Here is a 15,834-nt window from a genome sequence, read left to right as displayed (position 1 = left end):
GACCGCCCCGCCAGCCGCCGGCGTCTCGCCTTACGCCGGCGCCCCGCCCTAGGCAGGACGCCGGCGCTCCGCCTTACGCCGGCGTCCCGCCCTCCGCCGGCTCCACGTCGGCCAGCAGCTGGCCGAACGCCGCCTCGTCCACCACCGGCGTGCCGTACTGCCGGGCCTTGACCACCTTCGACGTGCCCGAATCGGGGTCGTTCGTGACCAGCAGGCTGGTCAGCCGGGAGAGGCTGGTCGCCACATGAAGCCCGGCCTCGACCGCCCGGTCCTCCAGCAGCTCCCGGTCGGTCGAGGTGTCACCGGAAAAGGCGATCCGCATTCCCTGCTTGAGCCTTTTGCCCTCTTCATACCGGCCCGGGTTGGGATAGGGGCATGCGGGCCTTTTGCGGGACGGACGCCAACTGCCCGAGCCCTGGCCGCCGTAGCCGTAGGAGCCGCCCGGCTGCCGCCCGATCAGCGGCGCGGGCCCGTCCCGCCACTCCGTCAGCGGCCGGCACTCCTGCAGCGGCAGCCGCGCCCCGCTCGCCGCCGCGGCCTTCAGGCTCGGCCGGAACGCCTCCGCCAGCACGCGCGCGTCGTCCAGCGCGTGGTGCGCCCGCTGCTGGACGACACCGAAGTGGGCGGCCAGCGTCTCCAGCTTGTGGTTGGGCAGCGGCAGCCCCAACTCCTTGGACAGCGCGATGGTGCACAGCCGCTGCCGCACCGGCGCCTCGCTCTCGGCGCGCGCGTACTCCCGCGCGATCATCTGCCAGTCGAAGACCGCGTTGTGCGCCACCAGCACCCGCCCGGACAGCCGCGCCGCGAACTCCTCGGCGACGTCCTGGAACAGCGGCGCCCCCTCGAGGACGTCGCTCGTCAGGCCGTGGATCCACACCGGCCCGGGGTCGCGCTCGGGGTTGACCAGCGTGTACCAGTGGTCCTGGACCTCGCCGCGAGCGTCCAGCCGGTAGACGGCCGCGGAGATGATGCGGTCGTCGCGGGCCAGGCCGGTGGTCTCCACGTCAACGACCGCGTATCCCTGGGGATACGCGGTCGGCCACTCGGTGGGGGAGGAGACTGCGGTCGCGAGGTCTTCGAGCATGGTTCACGAGGATACGGGCCGCCACTGACAGCACCGTCCGTCAGGTCCGCCCGCGGCCAAGCGGATTCGCCCCACCGGCGTGCCCGATACGTCCCCTCTTCTTCCGAAACGCCGCAGCTTCCGCCGCGTTCGCCCGCCGCGGCGGCCCGGCGGGTCGGCGTTCCCGCCCGCCGCGCCGGCTGCCATGCTCCCGATGTGACCGACTCCAACCATGACGAAGCCCACGGCGGCGCCCTCGGGGAGCGGCTGAACTGGCTGCGGGCGGCGGTGCTGGGGGCCAACGACGGCATCGTGTCGACCGCCGGTCTCGTCGTCGGCGTGGCCGGAGCCACCGACGACCGCGCGGCCCTGCTGACGGCCGGCCTGGCCGGGCTGCTCGCCGGGTCCATGTCGATGGCGGCAGGCGAGTACGTGTCGGTGTCCACCCAGCGCGACTCCGAGCTGGCCGCGCTCGCCCTGGAGAAGCGGGAGTTGAAGGAGCAGCCGGAGGCGGAGCTGGAGGAGCTGGCCCAACTCCTCGAGGAACGCGGGCTGTCGTACCAGGTGGCCCGGGAGGCGGCCGAGCAGCTGACCGAACGGGACGCGTTGCGCGCGCACGCGCGTGTGGAGCTCGGCATCGACCCCGACGCGCTGACCAACCCCTGGCACGCGGCGTGGGCGAGCTTCTTCGCGTTCACCGTGGGCGCGCTGCTGCCGCTGCTCGCCATCGTGCTGCCGCCCGCCGACTGGCGGCTCGCCGTCACGGTCGTCTCCGTCCTGGCCGCCCTGGTGCTCACCGGGTGGAGCAGTGCCCGCCTGGGTGCGGCGCGTCCGGGGAGGGCCGTGCTGCGCAACGCCGCGGGCGGTGCCCTGGCGATGGGCGTGACCTACGCGGCGGGGGCGCTGCTGGGGGCGGCCGGGGTCTGACGGGACGGGGCGGTGGCCCCGACGGGCGGGCGGCGAGGTGACCCCGTCAGCCGGGCGGGGTCCACCCCGAGCACGTACGGCATGGCGCGATCCGCACGTTTCCGTTCCGCAGGACCGGCTCACGTCCAGTGGGCTGGATCGGCGCCCCACGGGCCGGCGGGCCGGGCCCAGTCGGTGGGCCCGCCCGCGAACGACACGGCGGGCCGTGCGTAGCGCAGCCGGCCCAGCGCGCTGTCGGCTTCGGCGAGCCACGGCCCGGGCCCCTCGTACGTCTCGGGCGACCCGGCCGGCGCGTCGCGGACACCGTCCGTGAGCCAGGCCGCCGTGCGCGCCAGCGCCACCCGCACGCACCGGCTGCCGCCCTGCTGCGTCTGCTCCGTCACCGCCCGCAGCACGGCCGCCGCGAGCAGATACCCGGTGCCGTGGTCGAGCGCCTGCGCGGGCAGCGCCCCCGGCTCCGCGGCCGACCCCTCGGTGACCGCGATGCCGGTCGCGACCTGCACCAGGCTGTCGAAACCGCGCCGCGCGGCCCACGGCCCGTGCGCACCCCAAGCCGAGACCTGCGCCACCACGATCCCGGGCCGGCGGGCGGCGAGCGCCCGCGGAGACAGTCCGAACCGGTCGAGGGCGCCGGGACGGTAGCCGGTGACGACGACGTCTGCTCCCGCCAGCAGGTCTTCCAACGCCGCACGGTCGGTCGCCAGGTCCAGCAGTGCCGAACGCTTGCCGAAGCCGGTGTCGGCGTGCTGGTCGGCCGGTTCGGGCAGCCAGGGGGCGTCGATCCGGAGCACGTCGGCGCCGAGCAGGGCGAGGGTGCGGGTGGCGACGGGCCCGGCGAGGACCCGGGTGAGGTCGAGCACGCGCAGCCCGGCGGCGGGCAGCAGGGGAGTGCCGGTGAGTGGCGCGAGCACGCGCGTGGGGGAGTCGTCCAGCCGCTCCCGCTCGACCAGGGGCCGCCCCGAGAGGGCGGCGGCCTGCGGATGACGGGCCCACTCCTCGGGGGTGCGCAAGGCGACGGCGAGCCCCCCGGCGGTGTACACGCTCTCCTCGATCTCGGCGGCGGACCGCCCGGCGAGCACGGCCTGTACGGCGCTCACGTCCTCGGGGACCTCGCCCAGCGCGGCGAGCAGCCGGGCGCGGTGGTGCGGGTAGTTGGCGTGCGTACGCACCCAGCCGTCGGCCGTGCGCCACAGCCGCGACAGCGGCGCGAACGAGACCGGCGCCCGCCCGTCGACGCGCAGCAGCCGCTCACTGCCGAACGCGGCGGCCACGGCACCGTCGTCCACCCGCACGGCCGGCACGTCAGACAGTCCGGCCCGGCGCGCGCCCAGTTCGGCGGCGGCCAGCGCGCATGCCCCGACGCACGCGCGTGCCAGCTCCCGTACGGGAAGGCGCGCCGTCAGCGCGCCCTCCCGCACCACGGTGGACGTCCGCGCGACCAGGGCGGGATCGCCGCCCAGCGCGGACCACGCGGACTCGATGTCAGTCATGACTGCACTATGCAGTATTGACTGAATCAATATGCGGTAGGGGATGACCTTGATCCCCTACCGTTGATCGCCTACTTGGTGACCGCGTCCAGTGCGTCCGCCATGCCCCAGCCGTAGAAGCCGTTCCGGTTCTTCGTGCCCTCGCACACCGCGTCGACCTTGCCGTCGGCGTCGATGTCGTAGGGGTCCGTGCACGGCGTGGCGTCGGCCTCGGCGTACAGCAGGGCCTTGACCAGGGCCGGCGAGGCGTGCGGGTGGGTCGACTTGATCAACGCGGCCACACCCGCGACATGCGGCGTCGCCATCGACGTACCCGCCATGTAGCCCCACTTGCCGCCGGGCAGCGTGCCCAGGATCAGGCCGCTCGTGGCCGGCGGGGCCGGGGTCTGGTAGCGGGTCGAGTCGCCACCGGGGGCGGCTATGTCGATCACGCCCAGGCCGTAGTTGGAGAACGACGACTTGAGCCCCTTGGCACCCGTCGCCGCCACCGTCACCACACCCGGCAGCTGGGTCGGGATGTCGAAGCACTTCGACGGGTCGATCACCCGGTCACCGGGGGTGGAGTCGTTCGGCGAGACCGGGTCGGTGATCTCGTCGGCCGCGAGGTCGTAGCTCTCGTTGCCCGCCGCGGCGACGTTCACCGCACCCTTCTTCTCCGCGTACCGCGACGCGCGCGTGACGGCCTCCACCAGCGCCTTCTGATCCGGGTCGTCGGCGCAGTTGAAGTACCACGGGTCGGTGTAATAGCTGTTGTTCGTGACGTCGACGCCGTGCTCGGCCGCCCAGACGAAACCGCAGACGACCGCCTCCGTGTAGAAGAAGCCGTCCGGGTTGCCCACCTTGATGCCGGCGACCTTGACACCCGGCGCGACCCCGGTCATGCCGACGCCGTTCTTGGCCGCGGCGATCTCCCCGGCCACATGCGTGCCGTGCGGGCTCTCCGCCGCGCTCGGCCGCCACGCCCCGTCGGCGGTGTCCGGCTTGCCCGACACACAGTTGACGGACGCGGCCCGGTCGAAGTTGGGCGCGATGTCCGGGTGGGTGTCGTCGACCCCGGTGTCGATCACCGCGACGGTGACGTCCCGGCTGCCCAGCGTCTTCTCGTGCGCCTTGTCCGCCTTGATGGCCGGCAGATCCCACTGCAACGGCTCCAGCGGGTCCTGCCCGGCGCCGGCCTGCGCGGCGGCGACCTCCTGGGCACTGAGCACCTGCGGAGCGCCCATGTCGCCCGTGGACTGGGCCGGCAGCGGCGCGGTGCGCGTGGCGCCCGCCGACTGCACACCGGGCACCTCGCGCACGGTCTTGGCGAAGTCGGCGTTCGAGGAGTGGACGACGATCACGCCGATCTGGTCGTACGACGTCACGATCGTGCCGCCGGCCTCGGTGATGGCCTGCTTCACGTGCGCCGAGACGCCGTGCCCCGGCGGGACGTTGACGACATAGCTGAGCGCGGCCGAGGCGGCGGCCACGGGCGCCGGCTGCTGCGGCGCGGCCGAGGCGGTGACGTTCGGCAGGAACGCCAGAGCGGTGGCCAGGGCCATGCCGGCCGGGATCGCCACGAGGCGGCGGTGGCGCGGGTGGGGCGCTGTCATGGTGTGAGGATCTCCAGTTCGTTCGCGGTACGAGCGGGCCGTGCGGAAGTGCCGCAGGGATCCGGTCACTTGACAGCGCGCAGCGCGTCGACGACGCCGAAGCCGTAGAAGCCGTTGACACGCTCGCCGCCCACGCAGGTCGCGTCCACCACGCCGTCGCCGTCACCGTCGTACGGCTCGGCCGGGCAGCCCGGGTTGTCCGCCTGCGCCTTGAGCAGCGCCTGCAGCTGGGCCGGGGTCGCGTGCGGGTGCGCGGACTTCAGCAGCGCGGCCACACCGGCCACGTGCGGGGAGGCCATCGAAGTGCCCTGGAGGAAGCCGTACTGGTTGCCCGGCATCGTCGACAGGATGCGGCCGTTCTTCGACGGGGTGTCCGGGATCTGGTACTTGTCACCGCCCGGCGCCGCCACGTCCACCACACCCAGGCCGTAGCTGGAGTAGTACGACTTGGTGCCCTTGACGCCGGTCGCGCTCACGGTGACCACGCCGGGCAGCTGGGTCGGCACGTCGAAGCACTCGTGCGGGTTCACCGTCCGGGTCACCGGCGTCGCGTCGTCCGGGCTGGAGTCGTCCACCAGCGCGTCGGAGTCCAGGTCGTCGTTGGAGTTGCCCGCCGAGGCGACGTTGAGGGTGCCCTTGCGCTGGGCGTACAGCTGGGCCCTGTTGACCGCGTCCACGATGGCCCGCTGGTCGGGGTCGTCCATGCAGTTGTACAGCCACGGATCAACGTAGTAGCTGTTGTTGGTGACCTCCACCCCGTGGTCGGCCGCGAACACGAACGCGCAGACCACGTTCTCCGGGTAGAACAGACCGTCCTTCGGGTCGCTCACCTTGATGCCGGCGACCTTCACACCCGGTGCGACACCGGCCACCCCGATGCCGTTGCGGGCCGCGGCGATCTCACCGGTGACATGGGTGCCGTGGTAGTCCTCGGCCGGGTTGTACGGCCGCCAGGCGCCCTCGCTGGTGTCCGCGACACCGCCGACGCAGTTGGCCGACTGGGACCGGGAGAAGTTCGGCGCGAGGTCGGGGTGGGTGTCGTCCACACCGGTGTCGATGACCGCGACGGTGACGTTCCGGCTGCCCGGGTCGGTCTTCGCCGCCTTGTCGGCGCCGATCGCGCGCAGGTCCCACTGGTCGGCCTCCAGCGGCTCCTCGCCCGCCGAAGCGCCCTGCGTGACCTTCGCGGCCTCGGCCTTCGACAGGTACTGCACCGCGCCCTCTTCGGTGGTGCCCGCCGCGCTCAGCGGGGCCGTGCGCGTGGCACCCGCCGACTGCACGCCGCGCACCGCGCGTATCTCCTTGCCGAAGTCCGGGTTGGCCGAGTGCACGACGAAGACGCCTATGCGCGCGTACGTCGCCACGACGGTCCCGCCGTGCGCGGTGATCGCCTGCCGCACCGACTCGATCGTGCGGTGGTCGGTCCGCGTGTTGACGACGTACGCCAGCGTTCCGGCCGTGCTCGCCTCGGCCGTGGTCGCGGCGTGCGGCGCCGCCGACGCCACCGACGGCAGGAAGCCGAGCGAGGCGGTCAGCGACATCACGACGGGCACCGCGAGGGCGAGACGGCGTCTGGAGCGCAGATGAGCCATGGGGTCTCCACATCATCCGGAAAACGACACCGGCCCGAGACACAGGTGGTCCTCGGGCAGGTACATGACGGGTGGTGCAGGCCGAAGCTATCCCGCCACCTCGACGGCCAGCAATGACCTATGGCGTTGCGGATGAAAGAAAAACCGCGCACTGAACCGGTCCTCGCCCCGCGCCGTGCCGTTGTACAGGGAGCCCCCCGCAGTGCCGGGAGCCCCGGCCGCAACCGTCCGCGACGCGAGGAGAACCAGGTGGCCACCGAGACACCACCCCCCTCCGAAACCCCCACCGCGCTCCCCGCCACAGAGGAGTTCGTCCATATGCAGGCCAGCACGGAGTTCCGTGAACTGCGCCGCTCACACCGCTCCTTCGCCTTCCCGCTCACCGTCGCGTTCATCGCCTGGTACCTGCTGTACGTCCTGCTGTCCAACTACGCGGGCGACTTCATGGGCACCCAGCTCGTCGGCAACATCAACGTCGCCCTCGCGCTCGGCCTCGCCCAGTTCCTCACCACGTTCCTCATCGCCTGGTGGTACGCCCGGCATGCCGCCGCCAAGCTCGACCCCAAGGCGGAGGCCATCAAGTCCCGTATGGAGGACCGGACATGAGCCCCGCGATCGCCCACGCCGCGCTGACCCCGCTCGCGGCGGGCGAGGCGAGCGAACACCGGACGCTGATCATCACCCTGTTCGCCGTCTTCGTCGCAGCGACCCTCGTCATCACCGTCTGGGCCGGCCGGCAGACCAAGGACGCCGCCGACTTCTACGCCGGCGGCCGGCAGTTCACCGGCTTCCAGAACGGCCTCGCCGTCTCCGGCGACTACATGTCCGCCGCGTCCTTTCTCGGCATCGCCGGCGCCATCGCCCTCTTCGGCTACGACGGCTTCCTGTACTCCATCGGCTTCCTCGTCGCCTGGCTGGTCGCCCTGCTGCTGGTCGCCGAGCCGCTGCGCAACTCCGGCCGCTACACCATGGGCGACGTGCTCGCCTACCGGATGCGCCAGCGCCCGGTCCGCACGGCCGCCGGCACCTCCACCATCGTCGTGTCGATTTTCTACCTGCTCGCGCAGATGGCCGGGGCCGGCGTGCTGGTGTCGCTGCTGCTCGGCATCACCAGCGACGGCGGCAAGATCGGCATCGTCGCCCTGGTCGGCCTGCTGATGATCGTCTACGTCACGATCGGCGGGATGAAGGGCACCACCTGGGTGCAGATGGTCAAGGCGGTCCTGCTCATCGCGGGCGCCGTGCTGCTGACCTTCCTGGTGCTGCTGAAGTTCGACTTCAACGTCTCCGACCTGCTCGGCTCGGCCGCCGACAACAGCGGCAAGGGTGCCGCCTTCCTGGAGCCCGGCCTGAAGTACGGCGCCACCGGCACCACCAAGCTGGACTTCCTCTCCCTCGGCATCGCCCTGGTGCTGGGCACCGCCGGTCTGCCGCACATCCTGATCCGCTTCTACACCGTCCCCACCGCCAAGGCCGCCCGCAAGTCCGTCATCTGGGCCATCGGCCTGATCGGCGCCTTCTACCTGATGACCCTCGCCCTCGGCTTCGGCGCCGCCGCACTCATCAAGCCGGACGAGATCATCGCCTCCAACAAGGCCGGCAACACCGCCGCCCCGCTGCTCGCCCTGCACCTGGGCGGCACCGACTCCAGCTGGGGCGCGATCCTGCTGGCCTCCATCTCGGCGGTCGCCTTCGCCACCATCCTCGCCGTCGTCGCGGGCCTGACCCTGGCGTCCTCGTCGTCCTTCGCGCACGACATCTACGCCAACGTCATCAAGAAGGGCCAGGCCACCGAGAAGCAGGAACTGGGCGCGGCCCGCTGGGCCACGGTCGGCATCGGCGCGGTCTCCATCGTCCTCGGCGCCCTCGCCCGCGACCTCAACGTGGCCGGCCTGGTCGCCCTCGCCTTCGCGGTCGCCGCCTCGGCCAACCTGCCGACGATCCTCTACAGCCTGTTCTGGAAGCGGTTCACCACCGCCGGCGCCCTGTGGTCGATCTACGGCGGCCTGGTCACCGCGGTCGGCCTCGTGCTGTTCTCCCCGGTCGTCTCCGGCAAGCCGACGTCGATGTTCCCGGACGTCGACTTCCACTGGTTCCCGCTGGAGAACCCCGGCCTGATCTCCATCCCGGTCGGATTCCTGCTGGGCGTCGTGGGCACCCTGTTGTCGAAGGAGACCCCGGACACCGGCAAGTACGCCGAACTGGAGGTGCGCTCGCTGACCGGCACCGGAGCCCACTGAGCGCGCGCCTGGCACATCCTCCGAGCGGCCGTGGCGTGGGTGACTGGTAGGTACCTACGACACGGCCGCGTCTTACGTCGTGGGATCGGGCTGGTGTCGCTGTCAGTGCTGTCGCGTAGGCTCACACGTGACGACAGCTGTTGAGCTGAGGACCAGTGACAGGTACGACTGCTCCGTGACGAGGGAGGGGGCCCACGTGCTCATCGACACTTACGGCCGGGTGGCCACCGACCTGAGGGTCTCGCTGACCGACCGCTGCAACCTGCGGTGCACCTACTGCATGCCCGAAGAGGGTCTGCAGTGGCTGGCCAAGCCCGACCTGCTCACCGACGACGAGATCGTCCGCCTGATCGACATCGCGGTCACCTCCCTCGGTATCACCGAGGTCCGCTTCACCGGCGGTGAGCCCCTGCTGCGCCCGGGCCTGGTCGGCATCGTCGAGCGAGTCGCCGCACTCTCCCCGCGCCCGCAGATGTCCCTGACCACCAACGGCATCGGCCTCAAGCGCACCGCCGCCGCCCTGAAGGCGGCCGGCCTGGACCGGGTCAACGTCTCCCTCGACACCCTGCGCCCCGACGTCTTCAAGGCCCTCACCCGCCGCGACCGCCACAAGGACGTCCTCGAAGGCCTCGACGCCGCCCGCGACGCCGGCCTGACCCCCGTCAAGGTCAACACGGTGCTGATGCCGGGCCTGAACGGCGACGAGGCCCCCGACCTCCTCGCCTGGGCCGTCGAGCACGACTACGAGCTGCGGTTCATCGAGCAGATGCCGCTCGACGCCCAGCACGGCTGGAAGCGCGACGGCATGATCACCGCCGGGGACATCCTGACCTCGCTGCGCACTCGGTTCGAGCTGACCGCCGAAGGCCAGGAGAAGCGCGGCTCGGCCCCGGCCGAGCGCTGGCTCGTCGATGGCGGCCCGCATGTGGTGGGCGTCATCGCCTCCGTCACCCGCCCCTTCTGCGCCGCCTGCGACCGCACCCGTCTCACGGCCGACGGCCAGGTCCGCACCTGCCTGTTCGCCACGGAGGAGACGGACCTGCGCGCCGCCCTGCGCTCGGGCGCCCCCGACGAGGAGATAGCCCGCATCTGGCGCCTGGCGATGTGGGGCAAGAAGGCGGGAGCGGGCCTGGACGACCCGAGCTTCATCCAGCCGGACCGGCCGATGTCGGCGATCGGGGGGTAGCCACCCGGGCAGCCCAGGACGGGGCTCAGGCGCCCTCGGGGGCCTGCCACTCGTCGAACCTCACCACGTCCTTCAGGAAGCCCCGCACCCCGAGGAACTGGGCAAGGTGCTCCCGGTGCTCCTCGCACGCCAGCCACGTCTTGCGCCGCTCCGGCGTGTGGATCTTGGGGTTGTTCCACGCCAGCACCCACACGGCGTCGGCGCGGCAGCCCTTGGCGGAACAGATCGGGGTCTCGTCACTCACAGGTTCGTCTCACAGAAACAGGCGCACAAAAGGCGACGCCGAGCAGCCACGGGGGGAGCTGCCCGGCGTCGGTCCGTCGCTCCGACGGGGGATGCGGAGCGCGTACGCAGTATGTCACGACCCACAGGCCGCACGGCAGCGGAACAACAGGATTGATCTGAGCTTTTCTTGAGCTTCGCGCACAGGCCGCGCACAGCCGGCGCGCACCGTCCTCACACCTGCGGCTCGGGCGGCTCCTTGACGGCCCGCCCGGCCCGTTCCGCTCCCGGTTCCGCGCTGCCCTCGCCGAACGGATCCTCGTCCGGCAGCGGCGCGATCATCGTCCGGACGGGCGTCGTCAGGAACGTCGAGGGGAGCCCCGGTGCGTTCTCCCGCCCCGCGTTGGCGACCACCACCGCGATGTACGGCAGCACCGCGCCCAGGACCAGCGCCGCGATCGCGACGTAACGCTCCACGTTCCACAGGGAGACCGCGAGGATCACCGACAAGGTGCGGATCGTCATGGAGATGACATACCGCCGCTGCCGAGCGCGCACGTCATCCTGCAGCCCCGTGCGCGCTCCCGTGATCCGGAACACCTGGGTGTTGCCGCCGTCGTGCTGCAGCTTCCGCATCACATTCCACCACCCGCCCGCTCGGACTCCCCCGGACATCCCGGACACCGTCCACGGTACGCCGCCCCAGCGTCGCCCACGAGACCGGGTCCCCCGTCCTGAGGGAGCGCGCGACCTGCGGCGTAGCGCGTATGGCGCACCCGGCAGGCGCCGTACGGCGTACGGCCCGAGACTCGTCGTAATGCTCACGTCGAGCGGGACGAGGAGGCAGCCATGGGCTGGTTGTGGGCGATCATCGTCGGATTCGTGCTGGGGCTGATCGCGAAGGCGATCATCCCGGGCAAGCAGCACAGCCCCCTGTGGCTGACGACCATCTTCGGCATGCTCGGCGCCATCGTCGGCAACGCCGTGGCCCGCGCCGCGGGGGTCGAGGCGACATCGGGCATCGACTGGACGCGCCACCTGTTCCAGCTCGTCGCCGCGATCCTCATCGTGGCCGTCGGCGACATGGCCTACATGGCCATGTGGGGGAACCGCAAGCAGCGTCAGCGGGCCTGAACGGGCCGGGCCCCGCACCCCTTGAGGGATGCGGGGCCCGGCACCGCGCTCACGCTCCGGTGACCTCGACGGCCGCCAGGTTCTTCTTGCCGCGCCGCAGCACCAGCCAGCGCCCGTGGATCAGGTCCTCCGCCGCGGGGACCGCGTCCTCGGCGGTGACCTTCACGTTGTTCACGTAGGCACCGCCCTCCTTCACCGTGCGCCGCCCGGCCGACTTGCTGGGCACGAGGCCGACCTCGGCGAACAGGTCCACCACCGAGGCCGGCTCGGTGACCTTCACGTGCGGCACCTCGGACAGCGCCGCGGCCAGCGTGCGCTCGTCGAGGTCGGCGAGCTCGCCCTGGCCGAACAGCGCCTTGGACGCGGCGATCACGGCGGCCGTCTGATCGGCGCCGTGCACCAGCGTCGTCAGCTCCTCCGCCAGCGCACGCTGCGCCGCACGCGCCTGCGGACGCTCCTGCGTCTGCTTCTCCAGCTCCTCGAGCTCCTCGCGGGACTTGAAGGACAGGATGCGCAGGTAGCGATTGATGTCGCGGTCGTCCACGTTCAGCCAGAACTGGTAGAACGCGTACGGCGTCGTCATCTCCGGGTCCAGCCAGACGGCGCCGCCCTCGGTCTTGCCGAACTTGGTGCCGTCCGCCTTGGTCATCAGCGGCGTCGCCAGCGCGTGCGCCGTGGCGTCCGGCTCCAGCCGGTGGATCAGGTCCAGGCCGGCCGTGAGGTTGCCCCACTGGTCGCTGCCGCCCTGCTGGAGCGTGCAGCCGTAGCGCCGGTAGAGCTGCAGGAAGTCCATGCCCTGCAGGATCTGGTAGCTGAACTCGGTGTAGCTGATGCCCTGGTCGGACTCCAGGCGGCGGGCCACGGAGTCCTTCGTCAGCATCTTGTTGACGCGGAAGTGCTTGCCGATGTCCCGCAGGAACTCGATCGCGGACAGGCCCGCGGTCCAGTCCAGGTTGTTCACCATGACCGCGGCGTTCTCGCCCTCGAAGGACAGGAACGGCTCGATCTGGCGGCGCAGCTTGTCCACCCAGCCGGCGACCGTCTCCGGGTCGTTCAGCGTGCGCTCGGCGGTCGGGCGCGGGTCACCGATCAGGCCCGTCGCACCGCCGACCAGCGCCAGCGGCCGGTGGCCGGCCTGCTGGAGCCGGCGCACGGTGAGCACCTGCACCAGGTGCCCCACGTGCAGCGACGGCGCGGTCGGGTCGAAGCCGCAATAGAACGTGACGGGACCGTCCGCGAGAGCCTTGCGCAATGCGTCCTCGTCAGTGGACAGGGCGAACAGCCCCCGCCACTTCAGCTCGTCGACGATGTCCGTCACGGTCGTATGTCTCCTCGAACGAAGGAAAAACGAAGAAAAAAACCAGTCCCCCAAGGAGGGGGTTCCCCCAGTCTATGGGGGGCCACCGACACCTCAGACGCCCTGGCTGACCGAGCTCATGTTGAAGTCCGGCACGCGCAGGGCAGGCATCGCAGCCCTAGTGAACCAGTCGCTCCACTCCCGCGGCAGCGTCTTTTCCGTGCGCCCGGCCTCCGTGGCCCGCCCGAGCAGGCCCACCGGCGACTCGTTGAACCGGAAGTTGTTCACCTCGCCGGTCACCTCGCCGTTCTCCACCAGGTAGACGCCGTCCCGGGTCAGACCGGTGAGCAGCAGCGTCGCCGGGTCCACCTCGCGGATGTACCACAGGCAGGTCAGCAGCAGCCCGCGCTCGGTGCTCGCGACCATCTCGTCCAGGGAGCGGTCCTCGCCACCCTCGAGGATCAGGTTGTCCGCGCCCGGTGCGACCGGCAGCCCGGTCAGGCCGGCGCTGTACCGGCTGGTGGTCAGGTGCCGCAGCTGACCCCGGCTGATCCACTCGGTGTCCTGGACCGGCAGACCGTTGTCGAAGACCGACTGGTCCCCGCCCGAGGAGTGCGCGATCACGAACGGCGCCGACTCCAGGCCGGGCGCGTGCGGGTCGCTGCGCAGGGTCAGCGGCAGATCGGTGAGCCTCTCGCCCACGCGCGTGCCGCCGCCCGGCGTGGAGAACACCGTCCGGCCCTCGGCCGCGTCCCGCGCCGACGCCGACCACCGCTGGTAGATCAGCAGATCCGCCACGGCGGTCGGGGGCAGCAGCGTCTCGTACCGCCCGGCGGGCAGCTCCACACGCCGCTCGGCCCACCCCAGGCGTACGGCCAGCTCGGCGTCCAGCGCCGCCGGGTCGACGTCCTTGAAGTCCCGCGTGGCGCGGCCGGCCCAGGCGGAGCGGGTGCGGTCGGGCGACTTGGCGTTCAGGTCCAGCGTCCCGGTGGGCTGGTCGTGCCGCAGCCGCAGCCCCGTCGAGGTGCCCAGGTACGAGGAGACCAGCTCGTGGTTGGCGAAGCCGTACAGCTCCCGTCCGCCCGCACGCGCGCGTGCGAACGCCTCACCCAGCGCCGGAGCGAAGTCCCCGAAGACGGCCGACGAGGTCTCGGCGGGCGGCTCGGCGAAGTCGGCGGACTCCGGCACACCGGTGACCAGCGGCTGCGCGTCCTCGGCGGGCCCGGCGCCCCGCGCGGCGGCCTCGGCCGCTCGCACCAGCGGCTCCAGCTCGTCGGCGGTCACCGCTGACCGGGAGACCACACCCGACGCCGTGCCTTCCTTGCCGTCCACGGTCGCGATCACGGTGAGCGTGCGCCCGCGCGTGACGCCGTTGGTGGTGAGCGCGTTCCCGGCCCAGCGCAGGTTGGCGGTGGACTGTTCGTCGGCGATCACCACACAGCCGTCGGCCCGCGACAGCTGCAGGGCCCGCTCGACGATCTCGTGCGGCTTGTTCGTCGCGGCGCTCATCGACCGGCCTCCTGCGTGGTGTTGAGGATGTTGACGCCCTTGAACAGGGCCGACGGGCAGCCGTGCGAGACCGCGGCGACCTGCCCCGGCTGGGCCTTGCCGCAGTTGAAGGCACCGCCGAGGACGTACGTCTGCGGGCCGCCGACGGCCGCCATGGAGCCCCAGAAGTCGGTGGTCGTGGCCTGGTAGGCGACGTCCCGCAGCTGCCCGGTGATCCGGCCGTTCTCGATCCTGAAGAACCGCTGGCCGGTGAACTGGAAGTTGTACCGCTGCATGTCGATCGACCAGGACCGGTCCCCGACGACGTAGATCCCGCGGTCCACGGACCCGATGAGACCCTCCGTGGACATCCCCGCCGGGTCCGGCTGGAGTGACACATTGGCCATGCGCTGCACCGGGACATGCGCGGGGGAGTCGGCGTAGGCGCACCCGTTGGACCGCTCGAAGCCGGTGAGCTTCGCGATCCGCCGGTCCAGCTGGTAGCCCACCAGCGTCCCGTCCTTCACCAGGTCCCAGGACTGCGCCGCCACGCCCTCGTCGTCGTAGCCGATCGTGGCGAGCCCGTGCTCGGCGGTGCGGTCACCGGTGACGTTCATCAGCTCCGAGCCGTACCGCAACTTGCCCAGCTGGTCGAACGTGGCGAAGGACGTGCCGGCGTAGGCGGCCTCGTAGCCGAGGGCGCGGTCCAGCTCGGTGGCGTGGCCGATGGACTCGTGGATGGTCAGCCACAGGTTGGACGGGTCGACGACCAGGTCGTACAGCCCCGGTTCGACGCTCGGCGCGCGCATCTTCTCCGCGAGCAGCTCGGGGATCTCGGCGAGCTCCCGGTCCCAGTCCCAGCCGGTGCCGGTCAGATACTCCCAGCCGCGCCCGGCGGGCGGCGCGAGGGTGCGCATCGACTCGAACTCGCCGCTGGAGTCGTCCACCGACACGGCCGTGAGCACGGGGTGCAGCCGCACGCGCTGCTGGGTGGTCACGGTGCCCGCGGTGTCGGCGTAGAACTTGTTCTCGTGGACGGTGAGCAGCGAGGCGTCGACGTGGTCGACCCCGTCCGCGTTCAGCAGCCGCCGGCTCCACTCGGTCAGCAGGCCCGCCTTCTCCTCGTCCGGCACGGCGAAGGGATCGATCTCATAGGCCGAGATCCACGTCCGGTCGGCGTGCACGGGCTCGTCGGCCAGTTCCACTCGCTCATCCGACCCCGCGGCCTTGATGACCTGCGCGGACAGCTTCGCCATGGCCACGGCCTGGGAGGCGACCTTGGCGGCGGCGCCCATCGTCAGGTCCACGCCCGAGGCGAACCCCCAGGTCCCGCCGTGCACGACTCGCACCGCGTACCCGAGGTCGGTGGTGTCCGACGACCCGGCCGGCCTGGCGTCCCGCAGGCGCCAGGAGGCGCTGCGCACCCGCTCCAGCCGGAAGTCGGCGTGCTCGGCCCCGAGCGCACGGGCGCGTGCGAGCGCGGCGTCGGCGAGGGCGCGCAGGGGGAGTGCCGTGAAGGCTTCGTCGATCGTATGAGGCACCGAGGTCTCTCCTGTCGTCGTGACCTGTCATCGTGACCTGTGGCTGCCCCGATCATGTCGCG

General features: G+C 71.7%; 14 protein-coding genes. 5 read left to right on the top strand and 9 right to left on the bottom strand.

Features of this window, described 5'->3' with window-relative positions; translation table 11 throughout:
- Positions 1-73: 73 nt before the first annotated feature.
- Positions 74-1,084: a DEDDh family exonuclease gene (locus AB0J12_RS30115; protein ID WP_363267699.1), complete on the bottom strand. Its 1,011-nt coding sequence runs from the start codon at positions 1,082-1,084 to the stop codon at positions 74-76.
- A 195-nt stretch (positions 1,085-1,279) separates the two neighbouring features.
- On the opposite strand from AB0J12_RS30115, the gene AB0J12_RS30110 reads away from it, so the two are divergent.
- Positions 1,280-1,990, top strand: a complete 711-nt coding sequence (locus tag AB0J12_RS30110) for a VIT family protein (RefSeq protein WP_363267698.1) — start codon at positions 1,280-1,282, stop codon at positions 1,988-1,990.
- 119 nt (positions 1,991-2,109) lie between these two features.
- On the opposite strand, the gene AB0J12_RS30105 is transcribed toward AB0J12_RS30110, so the two are convergent.
- From AB0J12_RS30105 to AB0J12_RS30095, 3 genes are all read right to left on the bottom strand, one after another.
- Positions 2,110-3,480 (bottom strand): CoA transferase, encoded by a 1,371-nt coding sequence (locus AB0J12_RS30105; protein WP_363267697.1) that lies wholly within the window; start codon positions 3,478-3,480, stop codon positions 2,110-2,112.
- A gap of 71 nt (positions 3,481-3,551) precedes the next feature.
- Complete coding sequence (locus AB0J12_RS30100; protein WP_363267696.1) at positions 3,552-5,072, bottom strand: S8 family serine peptidase; 1,521 nt, start codon at positions 5,070-5,072, stop codon at positions 3,552-3,554.
- 65 nt (positions 5,073-5,137) lie between these two features.
- Positions 5,138-6,664: a S8 family serine peptidase gene (locus tag AB0J12_RS30095; RefSeq protein ID WP_363267695.1), complete on the bottom strand. Its 1,527-nt coding sequence runs from the start codon at positions 6,662-6,664 to the stop codon at positions 5,138-5,140.
- A gap of 249 nt (positions 6,665-6,913) precedes the next feature.
- Between AB0J12_RS30095 and AB0J12_RS30090 the strand changes: the two genes are divergently transcribed.
- The 3 genes from AB0J12_RS30090 (at position 6,914) to moaA (ending at position 10,090) form a co-directional block, all read left to right on the top strand.
- Positions 6,914-7,270 carry a DUF485 domain-containing protein gene (locus tag AB0J12_RS30090; RefSeq protein WP_363267694.1) on the top strand — a complete coding sequence of 119 codons (357 nt, stop codon included), beginning with the start codon at positions 6,914-6,916 and terminating at the stop codon, positions 7,268-7,270.
- On the top strand, positions 7,267-8,904 hold the full coding sequence (locus tag AB0J12_RS30085; protein WP_363267693.1) for a cation acetate symporter: 1,638 nt from the start codon (positions 7,267-7,269) through the stop codon (positions 8,902-8,904). The genes AB0J12_RS30090 and AB0J12_RS30085 overlap by 4 nt, the downstream gene beginning before the upstream one ends.
- Positions 8,905-9,100: 196 nt before the next feature.
- Positions 9,101-10,090 carry a GTP 3',8-cyclase MoaA gene (gene moaA, locus AB0J12_RS30080; protein ID WP_363267691.1) on the top strand — a complete coding sequence of 330 codons (990 nt, stop codon included), beginning with the start codon at positions 9,101-9,103 and terminating at the stop codon, positions 10,088-10,090.
- 25 nt (positions 10,091-10,115) lie between these two features.
- On the opposite strand, the gene AB0J12_RS30075 is transcribed toward moaA, so the two are convergent.
- Entirely contained in the window at positions 10,116-10,334 is a 219-nt protein-coding gene (locus AB0J12_RS30075; protein ID WP_363267690.1) for a hypothetical protein, read from the bottom strand.
- A 212-nt stretch (positions 10,335-10,546) separates the two neighbouring features.
- Positions 10,547-10,948: a DUF3099 domain-containing protein gene (locus AB0J12_RS30070; protein WP_363267689.1), complete on the bottom strand. Its 402-nt coding sequence runs from the start codon at positions 10,946-10,948 to the stop codon at positions 10,547-10,549.
- Positions 10,949-11,161: 213 nt separating this feature from the next.
- On the opposite strand from AB0J12_RS30070, the gene AB0J12_RS30065 reads away from it, so the two are divergent.
- Positions 11,162-11,446: a GlsB/YeaQ/YmgE family stress response membrane protein gene (locus AB0J12_RS30065; protein WP_363267688.1), complete on the top strand. Its 285-nt coding sequence runs from the start codon at positions 11,162-11,164 to the stop codon at positions 11,444-11,446.
- A gap of 49 nt (positions 11,447-11,495) precedes the next feature.
- On the opposite strand, the gene tyrS is transcribed toward AB0J12_RS30065, so the two are convergent.
- From tyrS to AB0J12_RS30050, 3 genes are all read right to left on the bottom strand, one after another.
- Entirely contained in the window at positions 11,496-12,764 is a 1,269-nt protein-coding gene (tyrS, locus tag AB0J12_RS30060; protein WP_363267687.1) for a tyrosine--tRNA ligase, read from the bottom strand.
- A 93-nt stretch (positions 12,765-12,857) separates the two neighbouring features.
- Positions 12,858-14,252, bottom strand: coding sequence for a metallopeptidase TldD-related protein (locus tag AB0J12_RS30055; protein ID WP_363267686.1), 1,395 nt, complete (start codon positions 14,250-14,252; stop codon positions 12,858-12,860).
- Positions 14,249-15,772 carry a TldD/PmbA family protein gene (locus AB0J12_RS30050; RefSeq protein WP_363267685.1) on the bottom strand — a complete coding sequence of 508 codons (1,524 nt, stop codon included), beginning with the start codon at positions 15,770-15,772 and terminating at the stop codon, positions 14,249-14,251. The genes AB0J12_RS30055 and AB0J12_RS30050 overlap by 4 nt, the downstream gene beginning before the upstream one ends.
- Between the last annotated feature and the right edge of the window lie 62 nt (positions 15,773-15,834).

This window comes from Streptomyces sp. NPDC049915, assembly GCF_040656475.1.
Lineage (GTDB): Bacteria > Actinomycetota > Actinomycetes > Streptomycetales > Streptomycetaceae > Streptomyces.
Note: the sequence above shows the minus strand (reverse complement) of the source record. Positions and strands in the feature narration are given on the sequence as shown.